Source organism: Ferrovibrio sp. GW821-FHT12E11, from assembly GCF_058806975.1.
Window position 1 is genome coordinate 3,415,264 of record NZ_JBXAQG010000001.1, and the last position, 25,441, is coordinate 3,440,704.

Genomic DNA, 25,441 nt, shown 5'->3' on the forward strand with positions numbered 1-25,441 from the left:
GTAAGCATGGCATTGGGGCCTCGTCTTGAGCTTAGGCAGGGTCAGGCCCTTGTTATGACGCCGCAGTTGCAGCAGGCGATCAAGCTGCTGCAACTGTCCAATCTGGAACTGATCGCCTATGTCGAGCAGGAACTGGAGCGCAATCCGCTGCTCGAGCGCATTGATGGCGAGGGGCCGGGCGAAGATACCCGCGATGCCTTCGAGGTTAGTGACGGTGAAGCCGCGCCGGAGCGGCTGGATCTGAATTCCGATGGCATCTCGGATCGGGCGCGTGAGTCGCTCGATGTCGATGCCGATGGGGACAACACCTTCAACAACGACAGCGGCTACGATGCGGCTGGCCCCGAGCAGGGTCTGAGCAGCAACCATATCAGCGGGCGCGGGGGCGACTCCCGGTTCGAGGACGAAGGCGGCGGTCTGGAGCAGACGCTGACCGAGGCGCAGAATCTGCGCGAGCATGTGCAGGAGCAATGGCTGCTGATGCCGGCTAATGCGACCGACCGTCTGATCGGCCAGACCCTGATCGATGCGCTGGACGATGCTGGCTACCTGGCCGAGCCGCTGGAAGAGATCGCCGACCGGCTGGGGATCGAGGCCGATGAAGTGGAAGCGGTGCTGCTGGACCTGCAGACCATCGAGCCGGCCGGCCTGTTCGCCCGATCGCTGAAGGAATGCCTGGCCTTGCAGCTGCGCGAGCGCGATCGCCTCGATCCGGCGATGCAGGCCATGCTCGACAATCTGGAACTGCTGGCCAAACGCGACCTCGCCGGTCTGATGCGCATCTGCGGTGTCGACCAGGAAGATATCGCCGACATGGTGCAGGAAATCCGCGCCCTGAATCCCAAGCCCGGCCTGCTGTTCGGTGGCGAACCGGTGCAGACGCTGGTGCCCGATGTCTATGTGCGGCGCGGCAACGACGGCGCCTGGCTGGTCGAGCTGAACAGCGACACCCTGCCGCGCGTGCTGGTCAACAGCCGCTACTACGCCCGCGTCGCCAAGGCGGAGAAGGCGGTTGACCGCAACAATGGTCAGCTCAAACAGACCAAGACCTATATGTCGGACTGCCTGAATTCGGCGAACTGGTTGGTCAAGTCTCTGGACCAGCGCGCCCAGACCATCCTGAAGGTGGCAAGCGAGATCGTGCGCCAGCAGGATGCGTTCCTGCGCCATGGTGTCTCGCATCTCAAGCCGCTGAACCTGCGCGCGGTGGCGGAAGCCATCGAAATGCACGAAAGCACGGTCAGTCGCGTGACCTCGAACAAGACGATGGCGACGCCGCGCGGCATTTTCGAGATGAAGTATTTCTTCACAGCCAGCATTGCAGCCACGGATGGCGGCGAAGCTTTCTCGGCGGAATCGATCCGCCATCGCATCAAGATCCTGATCGACGGCGAGCCGACCGAGGATGTGCTCTCGGACGACAAGATCGTCGAGATGCTGGCCGGCAAGGGTGTCGACATTGCCCGCCGCACCGTGGCGAAATATCGCGAGGCTATGAATATTCCGTCTTCGGTCGAGCGCCGGCGCCTTAAGAAGGCCGGCCTGCTGAAGGTAGGGTGAAGGATCACCGATGGCCGATATTGCACCGCTTTTTGAAAGCAACCGCGCTTGGGCGATGTCGAAGCTGCGCGCCGATCCCGGTTTTTTCGGCCGGCTGGCGCATCAGCAGAACCCGTCTTACCTGTGGATCGGTTGCGCCGACAGCCGCGTGCCGGCCAACGAAATCGTCGGCCTCGATCCGGGCGAACTCTTCGTGCACCGCAATGTCGCCAATCTGGTGCATCCGGCCGACATGAACTGCCTGGCCGTGCTGCAATACGCCACCGAATTCCTGAAGGTGAAGCATGTGATCGTCACCGGCCATTATGGCTGCGGTGGTGTGCGTGCGGCGATGCAGCCCCAACAGCTCGGCCTGATCGATCATTGGCTGCGACCGATCCGCGATGTGTTCGACAAGAACAAGGACGATCTTGTCGCCATTGTTGACGAGTACAAGCGCGTCAACGCGCTCTGCGAACTGAACGTACGCGAACAGGTTTTCAATCTGGCCAAGACCACCATCGTGCAGAACGCCTGGCATCGCGGTCAGGATCTCAGCCTGCATGGCTGGGTTTATGGTATTTCCAATGGCTTGATACGCGATCTTGGCGTTACCATATCGAGTCCTGAGGGCTTGGCCGAAATATTCCGGACTGCGCCGGAATCGGACAGACCCTAAAGCGGGTCCAAACCGCTTCTGCTCGCCGATATCCACAGCCACGAATGCCTGTGGGTATTAACAATATCAACAGGTTAGGGAGGGTGGATGCGGTTGACAGGGGTAGTGGCCTTGTCTATGGTCCGCGCCGCATGACGGGCGCGTGCCGCCGTACTACAATCATGCTCTGACCGATTGAACTCGGGTTTCAACGCATCATGAAAATCCTGACGTCCGGACAGCAACTTGACCTTGGCGAATCCCTGCGGGAATACGTCGAGGAAAACCTGACCAACGCCGTGTCCAAGTATATGGACAATGCCATTAAGGCCGAGGTTGTCTTCAAGCGCGATGGCTCGATGTATCATTGCCATTGCGCGGTGCATGTCGGTTCGGGCATTGCCATGCAGGCAGAGGCCGAGGGTACGGAAATCTATCTCAGCTTCGACCAGGCTCTGGAGAAGCTGGCCAAGCAGGTTCGGCGCGACAAGCGCAAGCGACGCAACCACCATCCGCGTCAACAGCCTGTTGCCGGAGACATTGCCTGAGCCGCGTGGGCGGCAGGGCATGACACGGCATCAGAGGCAGAGGCATCTCTCCCCATGGAAATCTTTCAGCTTTTGAGTCCTGACGGCGTCGTCGCCAATCTCAAAGCCAACAGCAAGAAACAGTCTCTGCAGGAGCTGGCAGCGCGTGCTGCGCGGATCACCGGTCAACATGAGCGGGCGATTTTCGACACGCTGCTGGAGCGCGAACGGCTGGGCACCACCGGCGTGGGCAATGGCATCGCCATTCCTCATGGCCGCCTGGCCGGTCTGGACAAGCTCTACGGGCTGTTCGCCCGCGTGGAGCGGCCGATCGACTTCGACTCGATCGACGAGATGCCCGTCGATCTGATTTTTCTGCTGCTGGCGCCGGAAGCGGCCGGCGCCGATCATTTGAAAGCCCTGGCGCGTGTATCGCGCCTTCTGCGTGACAAGGGCGTTTGCGAGAAGCTGCGTGGTGCCGAAAGCGCCGACGCGATTTACGCGCTGCTCACCGACAGCCCGACCAGCCACGCCGCCTGAGGCAAAGATACCCAGGCGGCGCGGCCAATCATCGGGCCATGCCGCAGTCAGTGCACACTGACGGCCAGCAGTTCGTTCTGCAGGGCGGCGGCAAATGCCAGGTCGCGATCCGGCGCCCAGCCCAGCTGGTTGCCGTTGGCGGCATAGACGCCCCACACCAGACCCTCCTCGGTTTGCACCGGCCTGACATAGGCCAAGTCCGGCGCGCCGAGATTGGCGAAGGTTTCGGGCGTCATGGCATCCTGCATGCGCCGGTTATTGACGTAGGTGTCGTGATCGTTCGGGGTGGCCATGTTTTTCTCCTTCCGGCGACGGTTCAGGCGCCGCGGGGCTTACCGGTGACGCCGACTGCATCGGATCGTCCGCCGTCAGTTGTAGTAATAGCGATATTGCGGACCTGTGGTTCCGGCCGGGGGCGGCGCAGCAGGATATGCAGCAGGCCATTGCTCAGTTCGGCCCCGGTCACTTCGATGCCATCGGCCAGGACGAAGCTGCGCTGGAACTGTCGCGCGGCAATGCCGCGATGCAGATAAATGCGCTCTTTTTCGTCCACCTGCTTGCCACGAATGACAAGCTGGTTGTCTTCCAGCGTGATCGACAGATCGCCGGCAGCAAAGCCGGCAACCGCCAGCGTGATACGCAGGCCGTCTTCGGCAATCTGTTCAATATTATAGGGGGGATAGCCCTCGGAGCCTGCCTTGGTGGCACGCTCGATCATCCGCTCCACATGGTCGAAACCGAGCAGCAGCGGACTGGAGAACAGGGAAACGCGTGTGGTCATAGTTGCGGACTCCTTACATCTTAAGCGAGGTCCGTCGGAGCCCTCACAGGCACTCCGACGAAAGAAGATGTGGGGTGGGCCGGCTTGCGGATCAAGGGCCTTGTGGGCAGGATGTGACCGGAAATCCGGAGGTAATTGTGGCCGAATCTAGGCAGAAAATCGGAACCTTGGGCGTTGTTGGCGCCGGCGCGATGGGCCGCGGCATTGCCCAGGTGGGCATGACCAGCGGCATGACCGTGCTGCTGTTCGACGCTGCGCCTGGCGCCGCCGTCAAGGCGCGCGACGCCGTGCTGCTGCAGCTCGATCAGATGGTGGTGAAGGGCCGCATGGAAGCTGCCGCCGCCGAAGCCGCCAAGCAGCGCCTCAGTGTGGTGGAGGATGTGAAGGCTTTCGCGCCTGCCGATCTGGTGGTGGAAGCCATTGTCGAGAATCTGACCATCAAGCAGGAGGTTTTCCGTCAGCTGGAAGCCGTGGTGCGGCCAGACTGTCTGCTGGCTTCCAACACCTCATCGCTGCGCATCGCCTCTATTGCTGCCGCCTGCCAGCATCGCGACCGGATTGCCGGCCTGCATTTCTTCAATCCCGTACCGCTGATGAAGCTGGTGGAAGTGATCCGGGCGCCGGGCAGCAGCGACAGCACTATTGCCGCCCTGGTCGAGGCTGGCGAGCGTATGGGCCGTGTGCCGGTGGTGGTGCAGGACAGCCCCGGCTTCCTGGTCAATCTGGGCGGCCGCGCCTACACGCAGGAAGCCTTACGCATCGTGTCGGAAGGCGTTGCGACACCGGCCCAGGTCGATGCCGTGATGCGCGACAACTGGGGCTTCAAGATGGGGCCCTTCGAGCTGATGGACCTGACCGGCATCGACGTGAATTTCCCAGTCAGCCAGATCATTCACGAAGGCTATTTCTATGATCGCCGGCTGGCGACCTCGCCGCTGCATCAGCTCCTGCGGGAGAGTGGTCAGCTTGGCCGCAAGACCAAACAGGGCTTCTTTGCCTATGACGCCGATGGCAAGGCGATGCCGGATTCCCCCGATGCGCCGGCCAGCGCACCCCCGATTACCCGGGTGGCGCTGGCGGAAGACGACGAGGCTCTGCGCGAACTGCTGCGCAGTTTCGGCTTCGAGGTCAGCGGGTTCGATGACGGCGACAGTCCGATTCTCTGTGCGCCGCTGGGCGAGGATTGTTCGGGCTATGCGGCCCGTCGCAGCTTCGACCATCGTCGGCTGTTCGCGCTCGATATTGCCGGCAAGCTGGACAAGCGGCTAACACTGATGCGCGCGCCGGGCGCGCGCCGCGACCTGCTGGATGGCCTGGTGGCCAAGCTGCATGCCGCCGGCCGCGCCGTAACCACGATCCATGACAGCCCCGGTTTCATCGGCCAGCGTATCGCTGCCATGGTGGCCAACCTGGGATGTGAGATGGCGCAGATCCGGATCGCCAAACCGGCCGATATCGACAAGGCGATGACGATGGGGCTGAACTATCCGTTCGGTCCGCTGGCGCTGGCCGATGCCATGGGGCTGGAAACGGTGCATACCATCCTGACCCAGCTGCAGGCGATCACCGGCGACGACCGTTATCGCCCCAGCCTGTGGCTGCGTCGCCGCGCGCTGCTCGGCCTCTCGGCCCTGACGGATGACTGAGGCCTAGGCCAGAACACGCACGAAGGGCACCGGATTGTCGAAGCCCTTCAGGGCGGCGCTTTCATGCTGCAGACGGCGATCTGCCAGCAGCGGCGCCACGGCCGGATCGGCAGCCAGCGGCGCGGACAGGATGACTTCGCCACCGCGGCTGCGGCCCTGCAGGCGGGCGGCCATGTTCACCGTGCTGCCGAAATAATCCAGCCGGTCGTTCAGATTGACGGCAATGCAGCGGCCGCCATGCAGGCCCATCTTCAGTACGATGGCGGCATCGATGCTCTCGCCCTCGCGCAGAGTCTCCGCGCGGTATTCTTCATTGAAGGCGCCGATGCGATCGCGAATTTCAAGGCCGGCCCGCACGGCCTGTTCCGGCGTGGCGAAAGCCGCCATCACGGCATCGCCGATGGTTTTAATCAAGGCGCCATCGTGTTCACGGATGGTAGCGGCCAGGAAGCCGAAATGCCGCCGGACCAGGCGATAAGCCGCCGCATCGCCCAGCCGCTCGTACAGCGCGGTCGATCCCTCCAGGTCGGTAAACAGCAAGGTAATGCTGTCGATGCCGACATCCTCACCCGGCCGCAGCACCTGCATCGGCATCAGGTCCCGGAAGGCCTGCAGGGTGGTGACCTCATGAGCCGTCAGCGCGTCGCTGCGCCAGCCGCGATCCTCGACCACAAAGGTCAGTGGGCGCGAACTGGCGTTGCGGAAGGCGATGACGCCGATGGCCGGGCCGGGTTGCGTTTCGATGGCGAAGCCCGGTGCCTCGCGATCAATCGCAACCGCCATGGGGAAAATCCCGCTCTCATGGCGGATCACGCATTCGCCGCCCGGCTCCAGCGCACGGAGCCGGTATTCGCCTGCCGGCAGGATGCCGCCGATCTGGCGCGTCTCGCCCGGCTGCAGAATCTGCTGCACCAGGATATGGCGCGAGACATGGGGGCCACCCATGCAGAACTCGCCTTCACCGATGCTGCGGATGACCGGAGCGGGCCGGAAACTGATTTCCACGTTCTGGGTGAAGTTGCCGTCATAGGCGATGTTGCAGGACGGGCAATGGGCGGCCTTGGGCAACTGGTCGAGACTGGCGGCAGAAGCTTTGGCGCCGCCGCAGCGCGGACAGAGCAGGTTCCACGAAAGATTCAGCAGGCCCAGTCGCGTGGCTTCGAGGCAGAGTTCGGTGACCGGGCGTACCGGCTGCTGCCAGTCACGCGCCAGTTTGCGCGGGCGGATGCGCACGAGGTCGACTTCCTGTGCGGTGGCCACATGATCGGCCAGACGCTGAGCCATGTCGTGATGATAGGGGCTGGCCGCCAGTTGCCGGGTCAGGGCCTGCAGACGGGCCTGCTGTTCAGGCGCCGGCGGCGGTGGGGTGTATTCGAAGGGCTGTACCGCCATGCCGGTGCTGTACGCAGCGGCCTGGCGGACCATTGTTTCCAGTCCACCGCCGATACGGTCGAGCAGACCGGTAGCGAACAGCAGCCTGCCGACAATCCCGCGCGGTGCACCGCGCAGCTGATAGGTCAGCCGGCTGCCGCCGTGCGGGCCGGGCTCCAGCCGGAAGTCGAGGCCAAGATGGGAAAGCGGGCCGCGCCGGAACACCCGCATCTGGCAGAAAGCGCGGTTGACCATCCATTCATAGGGCGGGTCGTCCCATTCGACGGCAACACCCCTATAGCTGGCGCTGGCGCGGCGGGTCACCGAGCCATCGGCTTGCGGGATTTCCTCGACCGCATAACGCGGCGTGCCGGCAGCTTCGTTGAAGCGGGCCGTGTCGGAAAGATAGGGCCAGAGGGCATCGGGTGGGACCGGCAGGTCCCAGATCCATTCACGGCTGTGATCGCGCGACATGGCCAGAACCTAGCACGCCACGCCGACAGACAAGAGGGTCGGCCCGAATGGCCACAGCCCTCACTGTCTTGTTACATGGTTTTCGCCGGTTTCATTTCGGTGGGTCCGGCCGCAGGGCGGTCGGCCGGTTGGGCCTGAGTCTCGGTCGCCGGAGCCGTCATGATGACGGCAGGGCCGGGCTGATCGGCAGGCAGAACGATGGTCGTGGGTTCAGCCCCGATCGGCGCGGTGGCCACCTGCGGCGGATGGGGGCGGCGGCCCGGCGGCAGCATCGGCATCGGCGGATCGGCCAGTACGCGCGGCGGGCCCGGCAGCTGACGGCCTTCGAGAGAATAGGGATCGGGTTCGGCATAGCAGTCGACGCCGGCCAGGGTCTTGAAGCAGAACACTTCCTGCCGGTCGGTCGGCTTGTAGTTGCTGACGCAATAGGTCCCATCGCTGATCAGGTTCAGCGGATTGCAGGTCACTTCGAGGCGTCGCTCGATTTTGGTCTTGATGATTTCGTAGCCCAGACCCAGCGCCGTTGCCTGCGCGGCCGGCGTGAGATTCTTGCGCTCGTCGGCGCAGCCGGCCAGCAGGCCGATCAGCAAGACCGGTAGAAGAAGGGTTCGGATCGTCAGCATCGCACGCATGGGCTTCTCTCCTGCGCAGCGCCATCTGGCCTGCCCGGCCGTTCTGGCCGTGCGTGCATTATCGTCTCCAATCCTTTGAAGATACAGTTAAGTGATATGGTTAAAACCGGTTAGCCATGCCCCGACACTTTTGCCGGTTATCCAGCCGGATTCGGCAGGCGAATCCGGAAGGTCGTCCCGAGCGGTCCGGTGCGCGCCAGTTCAAGATCGCCGCCATGGGCGCGGCTGAGTTCACGCGCAATCGCCAGTCCCAGGCCGGTGCCGCCGCTGCGACCGCCGCGGAAAGGCTCGAACAGATGGTCCTGTGCCGCCATGCTCAGGCCGCCGCCGCTATCGGCGATCTCGATGACAACTTCGGTGCCGCTGACGGCAGCGGCAATACGGATGTCGCCGCCATCGGGCATTGCCTGCGCGGCATTGCGCGTCAGGTTGTTCAGGATGCGGTGCATATGATCGGGGTCGGCCAGGACCAGCAGGTCGGCAGGCACGGCGTTGTGCCAGCGCACCTCGCCGCAATCGGCCAGACCAAGCGTGGCCGCCAGCTCTTCGACCATGTCGCGCAGGGCAATGCGCTGCAACTCGGGAGCGCGCTCTTCGGCCTTGCCATAGCGCAGGGTCTGGGCGCAGAGCGCGATGGCACGGTCGATCGACCCCACCAGTCGCGGCGCCACCTGGCGCACAGTCGGATCGGCGGAGGATTCCAGGCGATCCGATACCAGTTGTGCAGCCGCCAGCATGTTGCGGAGATCGTGGCTGATCTTGCTGACCGCGATGCCGAGTTGGGCCAGGCGGATGCGTTGGGTCAGCGCCTGGCGCAGGTCCTGCTGCATCGCACGTAATTCGCGCTCGGCCAGGCCAAGCTCGTCACGGCGCTGCGAGGGACGGATGATCTGGCGCGCGTCTTCCGGTGCGGCGCGGAAACCGACGATGCTGTCGATCAGACGCCGGATCGGCCGCACCAGCAGCCATTGCAGGCTGATATAGACCAGGACGCCGGTGAAGACCGAAATGACCAGCGAGACCCAGAAGACCCGCCAGGAGAAGTCACGCAGCGCCTCGGCCAGTGGCTCGGTGGACAGCACCACCTCGATACGGGTCTGCGGATCGCGCGGCGAGGGACCGAGTACACGCAGATAAGGATCAGCCCGACCGACCAGGGTCATGCCGGCATCCATGATGGCTTCCCACCATTGCCAGTTGACCAGATCCATCGGGCGGCCGAGCATCGGCAGATCCTGGCGGTCGCTGAGGATCAGGGCGTTGGACTCCTTGCGCCGCATCGCCACCAGCTTGCCGCCGACATTGCGCAGCAGCTCGGCTTCCAGTTCCGCGCTGACCATGCCATCGGGCGCTGCCAGAAGGGCGAGTGCGGCCTGATCCGCCAGTTCGATACGGGCTTCCAGAAAGCTGATGCGGAACCGGGCCATCGCCGGCAGGTAGATCAGGACTTCCAGGATCATCGTGAAGACAATGGTGAGCAGCAGCAGGCGGCCGGACAGGCTCGCGGCGCTGATCTGGCGCGCCGGTGGCGTCGTCTGCCTGGCTTCTGCTTCCCCGTCCATGATGGTTATTATAGTCCGTTAGTCGAAGCGGGCGAGAAACTGCACGATCCGGCGCGTCATCGGGCTCAGCAGTCTGGGCCGGTAGAAATCGCCGGCTGCCCGCTTGCCGGCTTCGCCACGGGTCGGATGCGGCACCGCCATCGCCTGCAGGGCATCCAGGCTCATGCCTTTGCCAAGGGCCAGCAGCCAGGGCTGAATCAGGTCTGCGGCCTGTGGTCCGGCAATGGCAGCACCCAGAATACGGCCGCCGGCTGCACTGGCGATCACCTTGACTAGACCATCGCCACGGCCTTCGGCCTGGGCGCGGTCATTGGTGGCGAACGGACTCCGCAGGATATGGATGCGGCCATGACGGGCGCGGGCCTCGGCTTCCGAGAGGCCGACGCTGGCCAGTTCCGGATCGCCATAGACCACTTGAGGAATCGCCGCCGCCGCACTGCTGACGGGTAGGCGGAACAGGATGTTTTTCAGCACCACGGTAGCCTGATGCTGGGCGGCAGCGGTGCCGCCCGGTCGACCGGCAGCATCGCCGACAGCCCAGATGCGTCGGTTGGCGGTGCGCAGGCGCGCATTGGTAACAACGCCGCGCGTATCCGCTGTGACGCCGGCAGCGGTGAGATCGAGATCCTCCACGGCGGCTGTGCGTCCCGCCGTCAGCAGCAGATGCGAACCGGCGATGCGCGTGCTGCTGCCATCGGCATGACGCAGCGTCAGGACGATACCGGAGACAGTGTTCTCCGCCAGGGTCACTTCCGTCTGTTCATGCAGAATGACGCCATCATCGCGCAGGGCGTCCACCAGCAGGCTGCTCAGCTCCGGATCGCAGTCGTTCAGGCAACGCAGGCGTTCGATCAGGGTGACGCGTGTGCCCAGGCGGCGGAAGGCCTGCGCCATTTCGACACCACTGGAACCGCCGCCGAGGATCAGCAGATGCAGCGGCCGCTCGCTCAGCGCGCTGAACACGGTGTTTGTCGTGAGATAGGGAATGGCGACCAGGCCTTCGATGGGCGGAACGATGGGTTGTGCGCCGGTGGCGATCACCACATGGCGCGGCCGGATGATCCGGTCGCCGACACGGAGGCGATCGGGCGCCGTGAAGCGGGCCTCGCCCTGTAACACGATGGCGCCAAAGGCCGAGAGCCGCTCAGTCGAATCATTGGGCGCACTGGCCGTGACCGTGGCCTGCACGCGGCGCATCGCAGCGGCGAAATCGATCTCGGGTTCGTCCTGGCGGATGCCGAAGGCAGCGGCGCTGCGCCAGGCCACGGCATGGCGTCCGGCTGCGGCCAGTGCAGCCATCGGCAGGTCGCCGCCATTCAGGCGATTGCCGCCCATGCGACCGCGTTCGATCAGGATCGTGCGCGCCCCCAGAACGGCGGCGCCGGTGGCCACGGCTGTGCCGCCGGCACCGGCGCCAATCACGGCGATATCGCAATCCATCTGTTCGCTCATGAGACCAGCAAAGACAGCAGTCCCCCCGAAGTCAAGCTATCCTCCCCGAACCGGTGCGAATGCCCAGTTTTTGCCCCAATCCGGCGGCAAAGAGGGTAAATTGGCACAAGGCGGGCCGTGCCCGTCCTGACAGAACCATGGTCCTGCATCCGGACCGCAAACCAGATCGATTTCTCCTGATGCTCACAGCCATGCTCGCCTCACCCTTGCGGATTATTGTTCTCCTGCTGGCCCTGCTCATTGCGCCGCTGGGCATTGCGCCGGCTGGCGGTCAGACGCCTGCGTCCGCGACCACAGACCGACCGGCGCCGACAGACTGGCCGGCTGTGCTGGGTGGTGTGGAACGGACGCTGCGCGATCCGCGCCTGAATGACGATGACTTTGCCGCCCTGCGGAGTGGTCTGGATCGCCTGCGTGTGACGGCGACGCAGGAACGCGACCTGTCAAAGCAGGCGGTGACGGCCAACCAGACCCAGCTCGATGCGCTCGGGCCGCCGCCGGCGACCGGCCAGCCGCGTGAATCGCAGGCGGTTGTCGATTCGCGCCGACAGTTGAACGCACGGCTGCAGGCCAGCCAGGACAGCGTCAAGCAGACCGACCTGGCCTTGGCCCGCATTGTCGCCCTGCAGGACGAAGTGGCCGACCAGGCACGCCGGCAGTTTACCCGTCAGCTGATCTATCGCGGTCCGTCGCCATTCAATCCGGCGTTCTGGCGCGAAGGTTTTGCCGAAGTGCAGGCGGTTTCCGCCCAGGTGCTGGCGGCACCCGAACAATGGTGGGCGGGCAGTGACCAGCGCCGGCCGGTTTCCACCACACTGCTGCAGATGGTGCTTGTCGTGCTGGTGGCCGCTGTGCTGCTGATCCCGGTGCAGCGTTGGCTGCGCCGTCAGTATGGCGCCCATGCCGATGCCGAGGATCCCTCGCAGGTGAGGCGAACCATCGCGGCCTTCACCGAACTTGTCGGCCGCACCGCCATGCCGCTGGCAATGCTGTGGGTCGCCTATGGTGTCCTTGCCGGCAATGCCTGGGTGACCGGTCTGCTGGGCGACATCGTCTACGCCCTGATGCTGGCTTTCAGTATCGCTCTGCTGGCCTATGGTCTGGCGCAGGCCGCGCTGGCACCACGACAGCCCGCCTGGGCTCTGATCCCGCTGGCGAAAGAAGGGCGGGAAAGCCTGCTGCGTCGTACGCTTGGTTTCGCTATTGGCATCGTGCTTCTGGCCCTGCTGGTGGCCCCCTCGCGCGTGCCGGACTTTGGCACGGCAGGTCGCGATCTGGTGATCGCGGCCGTGGCGCTGTTCCTGGTGCTGGCCAATCTCGGATTTGCCGATCCGCGCCTGTGGCGTGGCCTGCCCAATGAATGGCGTCCGCTGCGCTTGCTGGCCGGCCTGAATTTCGGCCTCAACCTCATGTCCTTCGCCGCCATCCTGCTCGGGTTCTACAGCTTTGCGGCTTTCCTCTCTTACGGTCTGCTCGGCTCGGCACTGACCCTGGCAGCCTATGTCCTGGTCCGCAATGCCATCCGGGACGGGCTCGCCAACCTGGCCGAGAATCCGGAGAGCCGTTTCCGCGCCTGGCGGCAGGGCCTGGGGCTCAGCGGCCCGCTGAGCACCACCACGCGCCTGATGCTGGGCCTGCTGGCCGATATCGTGCTGTTCCTGCTGTTGCTGATTTTCCTGGCACTGGCTTGGGGCATGAACCGCGCCACCCTGATCAGCTATACCCTTGAGCTGTTCTATGGCGTCAGCATCGGACCGGTCACCATATCGCTGGGCAACATCCTGGCGGCCCTGGTGATCCTGGTCATCGGCATTGGCGTAACGCGTCTGCTGAGCGGCGGGCTGAATGCACGACTGGAGCAGCAGAGCGGCATCGATCCCGGTGTGCGCAATTCCATGGTCACCGGTCTGACCTATGTCGGGTATCTTCTGGCCATCGTCGCCGGTGTGGGGGCTGTCGGTCTCGATCTTTCAAATCTTGCCATCATCGCCGGTGCGCTGTCGGTCGGTATCGGTTTCGGCCTGCAGAATATCGTCAACAATTTTGTCTCTGGCCTGATCCTGCTGATCGAGCGGCCGGTCAAGGTTGGCGACTGGGTGGTGGTCGGCGGCAAGGAAGGCTATGTCCGCCGCATCAACGTGCGTTCCACGGAAATCGAGACCTTCCCGCGCGCTTCGGTGATCATTCCGAATTCAGAGCTGATTTCCAGTCCGGTGATGAACTGGACGCATCGCAACCGGCTTGGCCGGGTCGATATCAACATCAACCTGTCTTATGCCGTGGATGTGGAAAAAGCACGCGATGTGCTGCTCGATTGCCTGAAGAACCATGACGAGGTCCTCAGCATGCCGACGCCACAGGTGATCTTCCGCGACTTTGCCGCCGGCACACTGCTATTTGCCTTGCGGGGGCATATTGCCGATGTGGAACGGCGGCAGCTGATCGAAAGCGATCTGCGCTTTTCAATCCATAAATGCCTGAAGGAATCCGGCATCGGCCTGCCCTATGGCGGCCCGAATACGCTGCATCTGGCGGATATAGAGCGCATAGAAAAAGCCCTGGGCGGCTTGCGCCGTCCAGGGCCTGATGATGATCGTAAGCCGGACTAGTTAGTTCGGCTGCTGCTGCGGGCGCGGCAGATCGAACAGCAGGATCTCGGCGCCATCGGCGGCCTTGATCTCCAGCGGGCCATCGCCAGCCAGAGCCGCGCCGCCGCGGGTCTCGATCACGGTGCCATTCACGTCCACGCTGCCGTCGGCCACGACCAGATAGCCCATGCGATCGGCTTTCTGCTCATAGGTTGCAACGGCGCCCTTTTCGATCAGGGCGCCATAGAGCGTGGCATCCTGGTGGATCAGCAGCGTGCCGGTATTGGCCGAGAGCACCGCCTCTTCGCCAGATGCCAGCGGCACCAGGCGGTTGGCGCGGTCGCCCTTGGGGAACTGGGCCTGATCCCAGCGCGGCTTCAGCTTGGCCTGACGCGGTTCGATCCAGATCTGGAACAGATGCGTCATCTCGTCTTCGGCGTTGTATTCCGAATGCATGATGCCGGTGCCTGCAGACATTACCTGAACGTCGCCGGCCGGGGTGCGGCCTTTGTTGCCCAGACTGTCTTCATGGCTGATCGCACCCTTGGTGACATAGGTGATGATCTCCATGTCGCGATGGCCATGCATCGGGAAGCCCGATTGCGCGGCGATCTCGTCATCGTTCCAGACGCGTAGCGGCCCGAAGCCATAGCCCATCGGCGCGGCAACGCCCGAGAAGTTGAAGTGAAACCGGCTGTTCAGCCAGTCGATATTCATGCGACCGAGTTTGTCGAAGGGAACAACATGGATCATGGGGTCCTCCATCGGCGACGGCCGATCATATCAGCCGTCGCCGGAGTCTGTAGAGTTAAGCCTTCAGCTTTGCGGCGATGCCCGCCACATGCTTGCCCTGGAAACGGGCGGTCTTGAGTTCGGTCTCGCTCGGCTGGCGGCTACCATCCGGGCCAGCGATAGTGCCGGCGCCAAGCGGCGAACCGCCCTTGACCGCGCTGATATCCATCGTTTCCGGGATCGCGTAGGGCAGGCCGACGATCACCAGGCCATGATGCAGCAGGGTGGTATGGAAGCTGCTGACCGTGGTCTCGTTGCCGCCGCCGGTGCCGGTGGAGACGAAGACACTGCCGACCTTGCCGACCAGCGCGCCCTTGACCCACAGACCACCGGTCTGGTCGAGGAAGCTGCGCATCTGGCTGGTCATGTTGCCGAAGCGGGTGCCGGTGCCGAAGATGATGGCGTCATAGTCGGCCAGTTCGGCCGGATCGGCGATCGGGGCGGCCTGGTCCCACTTGCCGCCAGCCTTCTTGAAGGCCTCTTCCGGCATGGTCTCGGGCACGCGCTTGATCGTCACCTGGGTGCCGGGGACTTCCTTGGCGCCGGCGGCAACAGCCTCGGCCATCTTCTCAACATGGCCGTACATCGAATGATAAAGCACGAGAACCTTGGTCATTATCGCCTCCTGGCGGTCTGGGGTGGTGTTTGGTTCGAGAGCCAAAGTAGGCTTTTCTCATATTGAAACAATAACTCGTTTGGAATATGATTGTTTCTATAAGGAAACAGTCGTATGGACCATCTGGCCGATCTCGCCGTTTTTGCCCGGGTTGTGGAGCTGGAAAGTTTCAGTGCTGCCGCCGAGGCGCTGAAGCTCTCCAAATCCGCTGTTTCCAAACAGATCTCGCGGCTGGAACAGCGTCTGGGTGCGCAGTTGCTGCAGCGGACCACGCGCCGGCTGTCGCTGACCGAAACCGGACGCATCGTGCTGGAGCATGCCCAGCGCGTAATACAGGAAGCGGAAGCGGCCGAAACCGCCGTACAGAATCTGCAGGCCCTGCCGCGTGGCCTGTTGCGGGTCAACCTGCCGATGAGTTTTGGCCTCGGTTATGTGGCGCCGCTGCTGCCCGAACTGCTGGCGCTGTGCCCCGAGCTGAAGGTGGATCTGACCTTCAACGACCGCACGGTCGACCTGCTGGAAGAAGAGGTGGATGTCGCCATCCGCATCGGCAAGCTGGCCGATTCGACCCTGAATGCCCGGCGTCTGGCGCCGGTACGACCGATCACCTGCGTCTCCGAATCTTATCTGCGCAAGGCTGGCGTGCCGCTGAAGCCTGATGACCTGCGCCAGCATGAATGCCTGCTCTACAAATACCTGCCCGAGCCGGACACCTGGCATTACGAAGGGCCCGGCGGCCCCTATGCGGTGAAGGTTTCCGGCCGGCTGACGACCAACAACGGCGACTCGCTGCGCGATGCCGCCATGGCCGGCCATGGCATCGCCCGTCTGCCCAGTTTCATCGTCGGTCCGGACATCGCCGCCGGTCGGCTGGTGCCACTGCTGGAGGCCTACGAGCCGGCACCGCTGCATATCCATGCCGTCTATCCGGCGCAGCGCTACCTGACGCCGAAAGTGCGGGCCTTCATTGATTTTTACGCTGCCAAGTTCGGGCCGGAGCCGCCCTGGGAGTGTGTTCTGGCGGACACAGGCCGGCATGGGAATATGAAATCCGCGTGAAACCGGGTTTACGCCCCCGGCCGGCTATGCTAATCGACGTTTCGCGACAAACAGGATTTTGTGTCATGACCCGCCAGTGGCGACATCGACGAGCCCGTATTGGCGCACCGCAAATGCGAAAGCGGTGCGTTACGGCTGGTCGTGCCCACTGAAGCCAGGTCATCGTCGCTATCTGATTCCCGACAGACATTTGCTTCCGACATGAGCACGAACCGGCCAACCGGACGGAAGGCTAAGGCCGACCGACCGCCTCTGGTCTCCGATTTCGTTGCTGGAAGCAAACTCATGTATCCCATTCTGCCGGAGCGGCCCGCTGACGCCGCCCAGATCGACGCCCTGCTCGACCTCACTTTCGGTTCGGAGCGCACGCGCAAGACCGTCTACCGGCTGCGCGAGGGCGTAACTCATATGAAGCCGCTGGCTTTCGTCGTGCGCGACGAAGACGGCAAGGTGCTGGGCTCGATCCGCTACTGGCCGGTGGCCATTGGCGACGCGGCCACACCGGCCGTTATGCTCGGTCCCGTCGCTGTGCATCCTGATTGCCAGGGGCAGGGCATCGGCCGGGCGCTGATCCGCCACAGCCTCTACACCGCCACGCGGCTGGGCCACGCCCTGTGCATTCTGGTCGGCGATAAGCCCTACTACGAGCCCTTTGGTTTCACCGGTGCCGCCGAGCGCGGACTGGAGATGCCAGGCTGGGTCGAACGCGAGCGGTTCCAGGTGATGGAGCTGGCGGCCGGAGCGCTGAACGGCGTGAACGGTCTGGTGGGCAAGCCGCCGCGCGGCCGCCGCAAGGTCGCAGCGTGAGCCGCTAGCGGCTTTCGCGCCGCCACATCAGCAGCATGGCCAGCAGCATCGCGGTCAGTACACCGAGCGGCAGCGCCAGCGGCGTCAGCGTCAGGCCGGTGACGGTATAGTCGTTCTGGCGATACAGCCCGATCCAGTTGCGGCCGCCCTGTTCGCGAGCAACGATGCGGCTCGGCTTCTCGACCATACGCACCTCGGGCAGCCCGTCGCGCAACCAGCGCACGCTGCCCTGGCTTGCATCGGCCAGCGGCTTGAGCAGCGCAGGGGTCGCGCGGGCATCGGCGAATTCACGCGGATTGATGGCGCCCACAGTGGCCACGGTTTCCTTGTCGCCGTCCTTCACGCGGTAGATGCCTGGCATCTCGACCGGGAGAACGCCGCCGGCGATACCGTTGCCGCGCTCCTGCAGGCTGATCCTGGCTTCGGATCCGTCGGGCCTTGTGATCGTCACCGGCTCGCGGCTTTCGGTCAGACTGCGTCGCTCGATTTCCAGACGACCGCCCTTGGCCTCGGCGCGCAACGCCTCTTCCTCCAGATCGGGTTCCTTCATCAGCCAGTGCGACAGCCGGCGCAGCAGTTCCGCCTGCGGGCCGCCGCCTTCGTAACCGCGCGACCACAGCCAGATATGGTCAGAGTAGAATTGCGCGATGCGGCCCTTGCCGATGCGGTCGAGCATCAGCAGCGGCTCGCGGTTCGGCGTTTCCATCACGCTGTAGCCGCGTGTGACGTCGACACTGATGACGCGGAACCAGCGGCTCCACGACGGTGCGCCACTTTCACCGACCGAACCGGGCAGGCCGGCCGTCACCGGATGGCGCTTGCCGATAGCGCTCAGCTGCGGCGTGAAGGGCTCGGTGCGCACGGTGCCGGTCGGCCGGCCGGGGAAGCTATCGGCCAGCGGCGTGCGGTAGATGCTGAGCGGCGTGGCATAGGCCGGACCGGAGACCTCGAGGAAGGCGCCGCCGCGTTCGACATACTTGGCGATATTCTCGTAATACGCGGTCGGCAGGATGCCGCGCCGCCGGTAGCGGTCGAAGATGATCAGGTCGAACTCATTGAGCTTGATCTCGAACAGCTCGCGGATCGGGAAGGCGATCAACGACAGCTCGCGGATCGGCGTGCCGTCCTGCTTGTCCGGCGGCCGGAGAATGGTGAAATGCACCAGATCGACATTGGGGTCGGCTTTCAGCAGGTTGCGCCAGACGCGCTCGCCGGCATGGGCCTCGCCGGTGACCAACATAACGCGCAGGCGGTCGCGCACACCGTTGACCGACAGCGCCGCGCGGTTGTTCAGCGGCGTCAGCTCGTTCGGGATCGGGGCGACTTCAAATTCCAGCAGGCTGCGCCCGGCGCGCGGCAGCTTGAACGGCACGGTCACATCGCGGCCAACCGGCACCGACAGGGTCTGTTCACCGGCATCCTGCTGGCGGAAACGCAGTTGCGCCATCTCATTCGGCGCAGCGCCGGTATCGTCAATGCGCAGCGTGACATTGAGGTCCTGGTTGACCATGCCGAAGGTCGGCGCATTGCGCACCACCAGGCGGCGGTCGCGTTCGTTGGGCTGACCGGTCAGCAGCACATGCACCGGCGCGCCGGTGACGTCCTGGGCGGCCGCCACATCGCCCGGCAGGTCATGCACCTGGCCATCGGTGATCAGGATGCTGCCGGCCAGACGGTGTCGCGGCAGGTCGCTGAGTGCCAGGGTGAGGGCTGAGAACAGGCGGGTGCCTTCATCGCGGTCGGCGGTCTCGGCTGCAGCTTTGCCGCCGCGCACCACGCGCACTTCCAGGTTCTCGACCGCGCCAAGTTTCTCGCGCAGCACGGCTTCGGCTTCCTCCGCCTGCTTCTGGCGGTCGCCAATGCCCTGGCTGGGGCTTTCGTCCACCACCACCACGGCGATATCGGGCAGGGTGCTGCGCTCTTCCTTGCGCGCCACCGGATTGGCCAGCGTGCCGATGGCCAGCACGGCGACCAGGGCGCGCAGCAGCGTGCCGCGGGCGCGGCGCCACAGGCCGAGGACGGTCAGCAACAGCGCTGCGACAATGCAGGCCAGCAGCAGTGGCCAAGGAACCAGCGGAGCGAATTCGAAGGTCAATGCACTGTTCATGCTGCTCTACTCAGTTACCCAGACGCTCGAGCAGCGCCGGCACATGCACCTGATCGGCCTTGTAGTTGCCGGTGAGGGTGTAGATCAGCAGGTTCACGCCGAAGCGATACGAATATTCGCGCTGGCGCGGAATGTTGGGCACGGTGACGGCTAGCGGCCGGCCGTTGGTGTCCATCGCCCAGGCGGCGGCAAAATCATGGCTGCCGATGACGATAGAGGTAACGCCGTCCTTGTCGCCGCCGGGATTGCGCTCCACCCAGAGCGTGCCGCCGCTGTAGCGGCCGGGGAAATCCTGCAGCAGGTAGAATGCCTTGGTCAGTACGTGATCGTCGGGCACCGGCATCAGCGGCGGGATATCGAGGCGCGCGAGCAACTGGCGCAGCTTTTCGGTGTTCGGGCTGGCTGCCGTGCCGCTCAGGCCCATGGCCTGGTCGCGGGTATCGAACAGGATCATGCCGCCGGTCTTCATGTAGTGGTCGAGCCGGCGCAGTGCTGCATCGGAGAGCTGCGGGTGCTGCGGCGTCACCGGCCAGTAGAGGAAGGGCACCAGCGAGATGTCGTCGGCCTCCAGATTGACGCCGATCGGCTCGCCCGCCTCGATAGAGGTGCGGCGGAACAGGGTCTCGGTAAGGCCGTAGAGGCCGGAGCGGCTCATCTGGTCGATATCGGCCTGGCCGGTCACCACATAGGCAAGCCGCAGGTCGAGCGAGGCCTTGAGGGCGAATTCGTCATTGGCCGAGAGAGTGCTGCGGCGCGGCTGCGCATCGGCACTAGTGGCAGCAGCAGCCAGGAGGGCGACAGCAAGCATGGCCGCCGCGGGGCGGCGCAGACGCGGCAGCAGGCCGCGCAGGCCCAGACCGATCAGCCAGTCGGCCAGGAAGAGCAGCAGGGCGGCGCCCAGCAGCCAGGGCAGCAGGTGAATCTCGCGCGCGGTGTTGTCGAGATTGATCAGACTGACCTCGGACGGCCAGCGGTCGATGCGGCGCAAAGCCGTCTCGGCATTGGCGGCGTTCAGCGCCTGGCGGCTGTCGAGGCGGCCATACCAGCCCGGCGGATGACGCGGACCGGGTTTGGCGGTCGCGAGACCGCGCGCGGGCAACGGTTGCACGGCCGGGCCCGGCTCGACCGTGCGGCCGAAGCCATCCAGCACGCTGAGCGGCGGCAGCGGCACATCGGCGGCTTCGCCGGTGACGGCCACGCCCTGCGACAGGTCGATCACCTTGCGCAGCATGTCGACATAGAAGCCGCTGAGCGCCAGATCGGACCACAGCGTATTGGCACTGGTATGCACCAGGATCAGCCAGCCCTTGCCGCGCTGGATGGCGGTGACCAGCGGCGTGCCGTCTTCCAGGCGCAGCCAGGTCTTGTCGCCCAGCTGCGGCTCGGGTTCGGCCAGCACCTGGCGGCTGACGGTGACTTCGTTGCTGCCGCTGAGGCCGTAGAAGGGACTGCTTTCCGGCGTGTTGCCCAGTCGCTGCGGCTGCGACCAGGAGAGCGCTCCGCCCAGCTGTCGCGAACCCTGACGCAGTTTCACCGGCAGCAGGCTGTCATTGGCTTCGGCCATGCGCGGGCCGGCAAAGCGCAGCAACACACCGCCCTTGTCGATCCAGTCGTCGAGCTGACGGCCTTCGCTCGCCACCACCTGGGCGACATCGGCCAGCACGATCATGGCGATTTCACGCTGCAGCAGTTCGGCAATGGTGGCAATGCGCAGCTCGGCATACGGTGTGAGCGCGCGTTCGAGATAGAACAGATCGCCCAGCAGCGGCTGGCGGGTTTCGACTGCGCCACCGGACACCAGACCGACGGGGCGGCGGCGCCAGCGGTCATCCAGCAGCTGCACGCTGCCGGCACTGGGCTGCTGTTCGATTTCCAGGCGCGCCAGCTGGTTGCGCAGCTCGGTCGGCAGGTCGAGTTTCAGCGTCGCCGTATCGGCACGGCTGGCAAAGCTGATGGTCTCGCGCGACAGTACGCGGCCCTGATCGGTGACAGCCCGCAGCGTGACGCCGAGTTCGGCCGTGGCGCCGCCCGGCCGGCGCAGGGTGACCGTGTCGCCCTGGGTGCTGGTTGTGGGTGGCAGCAGCGCCAGCGGACCGTCATCCGACGCTGTCGTTATTACGCTGAGCGGCCCCAGACGGCGCAGCCATTCGGCCAGCGTATAGGCCGCTTCGCCGTTTTCATCATCGCGCAGGCCATCGGCGAGCCAGACGACGTCGGCAGAGTCGGGCAGGCGGGACTGCTGCAGCGTCTGCACGAGCACGGCGCGGTCGCTCGGCCAGGCTTTCGGCTGCAGCGCTGCCAGCACGGGCTTCAGTTCGGCCGCGGGTACCAGCTGTCCGGGCTGCAGGGGTTCGCCATTGACCGGTGCGGCGGTGGTAATCAGCAGGGCGGGGCGGCCGTCGCGTTCGGCGGCATCCAGGATATCGCTGGCGCGGGCCAGCTTTTCACGCCAGCGCGGTGCCGCCGTCCAGCCATCATCGATCACCAGAACCAGGGCATTGCCGTCGCGCTGTGCCACCTGCGGATTCAGGATCGGTTCAGCGAGGGCCAGGATCGCCAGGGCAGCGATCAGCAGCCGCAGGATCAGCAGCCATAGCGGTGTATGGGCAGGGGTCTCTTCCTTGGGCCGCAGCAACAGCAGCAGGCGCAACGGCGGGAAGGTGACCAGCTTGGGCTGCGGCGGGGTGATGCGCAGCAGCCACCACAGCACGGGCAGGCCGACAAGGGCGGCGAGGGCCCAGGGGGTGGCGAAGGCAAGGGCGCCGAGCGAGAACATGGTTCAGCGTCCCATCGCCAGAGCGCGTTCGCCCTGCAGGGCCTGATAGAGCGACAGCAGCGCGGTCTGGGCCGGACGGTCGGTGCGATGCTTGATATGGCGCCAGCCGAGCCGGCGGCAGATCTCGGCCAGCTCCTGCTGATGCGCGGCAAAGGTGGCGCGCCAGTCCTGGGTCATGGTTTCGGCGCGCGGCACCAGCAGCGGGTTTTCGCCTTCCAGTCCCAGGAAGCGGGTGCGACCGCGATAGGGGAAATCTTCTTCCGCCGGATCGACAATGCGCAGCACGGTGCCCTTCACGCCCATATCGGCCAAGCCGCGCAGGCGACTGGCGATCTCGGCAACCGGATACAGGAAGTCACCAAGCAGCACCACATGGGCATAGCGTGGCAACGGCTGGGTCGGCGGCAGGCTGGCCTCGGCGGTCTCGAACCGCGAACGGATCAGGCGCTCGGCGATGCGCTCCAGCACCAGGCGCCCGGATGAAGGGCGTTGCGGATGGCCGAGCAGGGCGATGCGTTCGCCACCACGCAGGAGCAGGTGGGCAAGGGCAAGCAGCAACAGGTCGCCACGTTCGTCTTTCTGTTCCTGCCCCTGCGGCGATTTCCAGCGCATGGAGGGCGAAGGATCGCGCCACAGCCAGACGCTTTCGGCGGCTTCCCATTCATTTTCGCGGATAAAGGCGGTCTGGCGCTTGGCGGTCTGGCGCCAGTCGATGCGGGTCAGGGCATCGCCAGGACTGTAGCGGCGGAATTGCCAGAAGGCATCGCCGGGTCCGACGCGGCGGCGGCCATGGACGCCCTGCTCGACCGTGGCGGCGACGCGTTCCGCCGCAACCAGCAGCGGCGGCAGGAATGCGGCAAAGTGTTCGGCGCGCTGGCGCCGGGCATTGGCTGTTGTTAACCCGGCCGCCGCCGCTTCACTCATCGCAACGGTGCGGTCAGGCGGTTGATGACATCGGTGACGGTGACGCCTTCGGCGCGGGCGGCAAAGGTGAGCGCCATGCGATGGCGCAAGACCGGAGCGGCCAGCGCCAGCACATCCTCGATGGACGGAGCGAGGCGGCCCTGCAGCAGGGCGCGGGCGCGCACCGCCAGCATCAGTGCCTGGCTGGCGCGCGGGCCGGGGCCCCAGGCGATCTGCTCGCGCAGGCCGTCGATGGTGGTTTCCTCCGGGCGGCCGTTGCGGACCAGGTTGAGAATGGCTTCCACCACGCTCTCACCCACCGGGATGCGGCGCACCAGGCGCTGGGCAGCCATCAGGTCGGCGGCATTCAGCACGGTCGGGATCGGGTCTTCGGCGGCGCCGGTGGTGGCGAACAGCATGCGCCGCTCGGCCTCGCGGTCGGGATAGCGCACATCGATCTGCAGCAGGAAGCGGTCGAGCTGGGCTTCCGGCAGCGGATAGGTGCCTTCCTGCTCCAGCGGATTTTGCGTTGCCAGCACATGGAAGGGTGCCGGCAGTTCGTGACGCTGACCCGCCACCGAAACCTGGCGCTCCTGCATGGCCTGCAGCAGGGCTGACTGGGTGCGCGGGCTGGCGCGGTTGATTTCGTCTGCCATCAGCAACTGGCAGAAGACCGGGCCGGGAATGAAACGGAACGAGCGGCGGCCCGTTTCACTTTCTTCCAGCACTTCCGAACCGACGATATCGGCCGGCATCAGATCGGGTGTGAACTGCACGCGGCGGGCATCCAGGCCCAGAACCTTGGCCAGGGTTTCCACCAGCTTGGTCTTGGCGAGGCCGGGTACGCCGACCAGCAGGGCATGGCCTCCGGCCAGCAAAGTGATGAGGGTTTCCTCCACCACATCGCCCTGTCCGAAGATGACCCGGCCAACGGCGTCGCGGGCTGTTCCAAGCCTGCCTCCGATCCGTTCGATCTCGGGGACGATATGTTCGGCCGTATCGCTCAAATTGTGCATGGGAATGAGTATATAGTAGAAGCGAAACGAAAGCCCAGATGTCTCATATGTCCGCCGCCACCACCAAGGTACCTACTCTCCAGGATGTGATCGCCCGGTTCGGGGGTGAGGACGGTTTGCGTAAAAAACCGCCAGTGCATCTGTGGAATCCGCCATTTTGCGGTCAGATCGACATGCGGATCGCGCGGGACGGGAGCTGGCACTATATGGGCACCCCGATTCCGCGTCCCGCTATGGTCAAGCTGTTTGCCAGCATCCTGCGCCGGGAGCCGGATGACAGCTTCGTTCTGGTGACCCCGGCCGAGAAATGTCAGATCCGAGTCGACGATGCACCCTTCCTCGCGGTTGAGTTAACCGTCGCCGGGGCGGGCGAGGAGCGCCTGGTCGCTTTCCGGACCAATGTCGACGATGTGGTGCCGCTGGATGCCACGCATCCATTGCATATCGAGATCAACCCGCAGAGCGGCGAGCCCTCTCCTTATATCCTTGTGCGGGACCGGCTCGAGGCCCTGATCGCCCGGCCGGTTTACTATCAGCTGGTCGAGATGGCGGAAGAGCGCATGCTGGATGGCCGCGCCGTGCTGGGCCTGCAGAGTGCGGGACAGTTTTTCGTCATGGGAGACGCGGCATGAATTCCGCCGCACCGCTGATCATCGACAGCACGCCTGCCGTCGAACACCTGCGCAGCAAGCTGCAGCCGGTGCCGGCCTTCGACGCCATTCCGCGCGACTATCATGCGGCCGGCAAAGGCGACTTCCAGCTCAATCCCGGCTTTCAGCCGACGCGCAAAGGCCCGCTGATGCCGGCTGCCGTGCTGGTGCCGCTGGTCGCCTATGATGACAGCGAGCGGGTCATCCTGACCAAGCGCACCGCGCATCTTTCCAACCATGCCGGCCAGGTGAGCTTTCCCGGCGGCCGCGTCGACCAGGAAGATCCCGATGTGATTGCCACGGCGCTGCGTGAGACCGAGGAGGAGATCGGACTGGATCGCGGCCATGTCACCATTCTGGGCGCACTGGACCCTTATGTGACGGGCACTGGCTTCGTGGTGGTGCCGGTGGTCGGCCTGGTGCGACCGGGTTTTGCGTTGACGCTGGCCCGTGACGAGGTGGCCGAGGTCTTCGAGGTGCCGCTGGCCTTCCTGATGGACCAGCGCAACCACCAGCGCCATAAAGGCGTATTCAACGGCGTGGAACGCCACTGGTGGGCCATGCCCTATGGCGACTATTACATCTGGGGCGCCACCGCCGGCATGTTGCGTAATCTGCATGACCTGCTGCATGGCGACGCCCAGACCGCCGATATACAGGCCGATATACAGACTGGGGGCGGGCTGTGAGCCGCATTATCGTCCACATCCTGCCGCTGCTGCTGCCGTTCCTTCTCTACGGCGTCTACATCTGGCATGTGAAGCGCAGCGGCAAGGATGGCCCCGAGGTCACGCCCTGGTACTGGCTTGCCGCTATCGGCCTGCTGCTCATGATCCTCAGCTTCGTGATCTGGGGCGCCTTCTTCGACGAAGAGCTGGGCTCTTATGCGCCGGCCCGCTTCGAGGATGGCCGGGTGGTGCCCGGCCGCATCGGTCAGTAAGCCGC

The 25,441-nt window shown here is 64.8% G+C and carries 23 protein-coding genes; 11 read left to right on the forward strand and 12 right to left on the reverse strand.

The features are described from left to right. Window positions 1-6 precede the first annotated feature (6 nt). The 4 genes from rpoN to ptsN all read left to right on the forward strand — a co-directional run bounded on the left by rpoN (window position 7) and on the right by ptsN (window position 3,264). On the forward strand, window positions 7-1,560 hold the full coding sequence (rpoN, locus tag AC1ROT_RS16970; RefSeq protein ID WP_493000409.1) for an RNA polymerase factor sigma-54: 1,554 nt from the start codon (window positions 7-9) through the stop codon (window positions 1,558-1,560). A gap of 10 nt (window positions 1,561-1,570) precedes the next feature. After that, window positions 1,571-2,218 (forward strand): carbonate dehydratase, encoded by a 648-nt coding sequence (gene can, locus AC1ROT_RS16975; protein WP_492971379.1) that lies wholly within the window; start codon window positions 1,571-1,573, stop codon window positions 2,216-2,218. Between the two features lie 197 nt (window positions 2,219-2,415). Then, a complete protein-coding gene (hpf, locus tag AC1ROT_RS16980; protein ID WP_492971378.1) occupies window positions 2,416-2,745 on the forward strand; it encodes a ribosome hibernation-promoting factor, HPF/YfiA family in 330 nt (109 codons plus the stop codon). A gap of 54 nt (window positions 2,746-2,799) precedes the next feature. Next, window positions 2,800-3,264, forward strand: coding sequence for a PTS IIA-like nitrogen regulatory protein PtsN (ptsN, locus tag AC1ROT_RS16985; protein WP_492971377.1), 465 nt, complete (start codon window positions 2,800-2,802; stop codon window positions 3,262-3,264). A gap of 47 nt (window positions 3,265-3,311) precedes the next feature. Here ptsN and AC1ROT_RS16990 read toward each other — a convergent pair whose 3' ends face one another. Beyond that, complete coding sequence (locus AC1ROT_RS16990) at window positions 3,312-3,557, reverse strand: DUF1150 family protein (RefSeq protein ID WP_492971376.1); 246 nt, start codon at window positions 3,555-3,557, stop codon at window positions 3,312-3,314. A gap of 23 nt (window positions 3,558-3,580) precedes the next feature. After that, a complete protein-coding gene (locus AC1ROT_RS16995) occupies window positions 3,581-4,045 on the reverse strand; it encodes an Hsp20 family protein (RefSeq protein ID WP_492971375.1) in 465 nt (154 codons plus the stop codon). 137 nt (window positions 4,046-4,182) lie between these two features. Here AC1ROT_RS16995 and AC1ROT_RS17000 point away from each other — a divergent pair, with 137 nt between their 5' ends. Next, window positions 4,183-5,691, forward strand: a complete 1,509-nt coding sequence (locus tag AC1ROT_RS17000; protein ID WP_493000411.1) for a 3-hydroxyacyl-CoA dehydrogenase — start codon at window positions 4,183-4,185, stop codon at window positions 5,689-5,691. 3 nt (window positions 5,692-5,694) lie between these two features. On the opposite strand, the gene AC1ROT_RS17005 is transcribed toward AC1ROT_RS17000, so the two are convergent. From AC1ROT_RS17005 to AC1ROT_RS17020, 4 genes are all read right to left on the reverse strand, one after another. Beyond that, window positions 5,695-7,536 carry an adenylate/guanylate cyclase domain-containing protein gene (locus AC1ROT_RS17005; protein ID WP_493000413.1) on the reverse strand — a complete coding sequence of 614 codons (1,842 nt, stop codon included), beginning with the start codon at window positions 7,534-7,536 and terminating at the stop codon, window positions 5,695-5,697. A 71-nt stretch (window positions 7,537-7,607) separates the two neighbouring features. Beyond that, a complete protein-coding gene (locus AC1ROT_RS17010; RefSeq protein ID WP_493000414.1) occupies window positions 7,608-8,168 on the reverse strand; it encodes a hypothetical protein in 561 nt (186 codons plus the stop codon). Window positions 8,169-8,305: 137 nt separating this feature from the next. After that, window positions 8,306-9,730 carry a sensor histidine kinase gene (locus AC1ROT_RS17015; protein ID WP_492971371.1) on the reverse strand — a complete coding sequence of 475 codons (1,425 nt, stop codon included), beginning with the start codon at window positions 9,728-9,730 and terminating at the stop codon, window positions 8,306-8,308. 18 nt (window positions 9,731-9,748) lie between these two features. Beyond that, window positions 9,749-11,182 (reverse strand): dihydrolipoyl dehydrogenase family protein, encoded by a 1,434-nt coding sequence (locus tag AC1ROT_RS17020; RefSeq protein ID WP_493000415.1) that lies wholly within the window; start codon window positions 11,180-11,182, stop codon window positions 9,749-9,751. A gap of 191 nt (window positions 11,183-11,373) precedes the next feature. On the opposite strand from AC1ROT_RS17020, the gene AC1ROT_RS17025 reads away from it, so the two are divergent. Then, window positions 11,374-13,791: a DUF3772 domain-containing protein gene (locus tag AC1ROT_RS17025; RefSeq protein WP_493000417.1), complete on the forward strand. Its 2,418-nt coding sequence runs from the start codon at window positions 11,374-11,376 to the stop codon at window positions 13,789-13,791. Here AC1ROT_RS17025 and AC1ROT_RS17030 read toward each other — a convergent pair whose 3' ends face one another. Then, window positions 13,792-14,523: a pirin family protein gene (locus tag AC1ROT_RS17030; RefSeq protein WP_493000418.1), complete on the reverse strand. Its 732-nt coding sequence runs from the start codon at window positions 14,521-14,523 to the stop codon at window positions 13,792-13,794. Between the two features lie 55 nt (window positions 14,524-14,578). Then, on the reverse strand, window positions 14,579-15,178 hold the full coding sequence (gene wrbA, locus AC1ROT_RS17035) for an NAD(P)H:quinone oxidoreductase (RefSeq protein ID WP_492971367.1): 600 nt from the start codon (window positions 15,176-15,178) through the stop codon (window positions 14,579-14,581). A gap of 114 nt (window positions 15,179-15,292) precedes the next feature. On the opposite strand from wrbA, the gene AC1ROT_RS17040 reads away from it, so the two are divergent. Further along, window positions 15,293-16,237: a LysR family transcriptional regulator gene (locus AC1ROT_RS17040; RefSeq protein ID WP_492971366.1), complete on the forward strand. Its 945-nt coding sequence runs from the start codon at window positions 15,293-15,295 to the stop codon at window positions 16,235-16,237. 285 nt (window positions 16,238-16,522) lie between these two features. Beyond that, window positions 16,523-17,044, forward strand: coding sequence for a GNAT family N-acetyltransferase (locus tag AC1ROT_RS17045; protein WP_492971365.1), 522 nt, complete (start codon window positions 16,523-16,525; stop codon window positions 17,042-17,044). A gap of 4 nt (window positions 17,045-17,048) precedes the next feature. Here the strand turns inward: AC1ROT_RS17045 and AC1ROT_RS17050 are convergent, their stop codons facing one another. From AC1ROT_RS17050 to AC1ROT_RS17065, 4 genes are read right to left on the reverse strand one after another with little or no spacing between them, the layout of a single operon-like run. After that, window positions 17,049-19,151, reverse strand: coding sequence for a hypothetical protein (locus AC1ROT_RS17050; RefSeq protein ID WP_493000419.1), 2,103 nt, complete (start codon window positions 19,149-19,151; stop codon window positions 17,049-17,051). Between the two features lie 10 nt (window positions 19,152-19,161). Next, window positions 19,162-21,927 (reverse strand): DUF4159 domain-containing protein, encoded by a 2,766-nt coding sequence (locus AC1ROT_RS17055; protein ID WP_493000421.1) that lies wholly within the window; start codon window positions 21,925-21,927, stop codon window positions 19,162-19,164. Between the two features lie 3 nt (window positions 21,928-21,930). Next, window positions 21,931-22,851: a DUF58 domain-containing protein gene (locus tag AC1ROT_RS17060; RefSeq protein WP_492971362.1), complete on the reverse strand. Its 921-nt coding sequence runs from the start codon at window positions 22,849-22,851 to the stop codon at window positions 21,931-21,933. Beyond that, window positions 22,848-23,846: an AAA family ATPase gene (locus tag AC1ROT_RS17065; protein ID WP_492971361.1), complete on the reverse strand. Its 999-nt coding sequence runs from the start codon at window positions 23,844-23,846 to the stop codon at window positions 22,848-22,850. The genes AC1ROT_RS17060 and AC1ROT_RS17065 overlap by 4 nt, the downstream gene beginning before the upstream one ends. A 47-nt stretch (window positions 23,847-23,893) precedes the next feature. Here AC1ROT_RS17065 and AC1ROT_RS17070 point away from each other — a divergent pair, with 47 nt between their 5' ends. From AC1ROT_RS17070 to AC1ROT_RS17080, 3 genes are read left to right on the forward strand one after another with little or no spacing between them, the layout of a single operon-like run. Continuing rightward, entirely contained in the window at window positions 23,894-24,478 is a 585-nt protein-coding gene (locus AC1ROT_RS17070) for a DUF1285 domain-containing protein (RefSeq protein ID WP_493000423.1), read from the forward strand. Continuing rightward, on the forward strand, window positions 24,475-25,185 hold the full coding sequence (locus tag AC1ROT_RS17075; RefSeq protein ID WP_493000424.1) for a CoA pyrophosphatase: 711 nt from the start codon (window positions 24,475-24,477) through the stop codon (window positions 25,183-25,185). Before AC1ROT_RS17070 ends, AC1ROT_RS17075 begins: the two co-directional genes overlap by 4 nt. Continuing rightward, a complete protein-coding gene (locus tag AC1ROT_RS17080) occupies window positions 25,182-25,436 on the forward strand; it encodes a DUF6111 family protein (protein ID WP_492971358.1) in 255 nt (84 codons plus the stop codon). The genes AC1ROT_RS17075 and AC1ROT_RS17080 overlap by 4 nt, the downstream gene beginning before the upstream one ends. The last annotated feature ends 5 nt before the right edge of the window (window positions 25,437-25,441 follow it).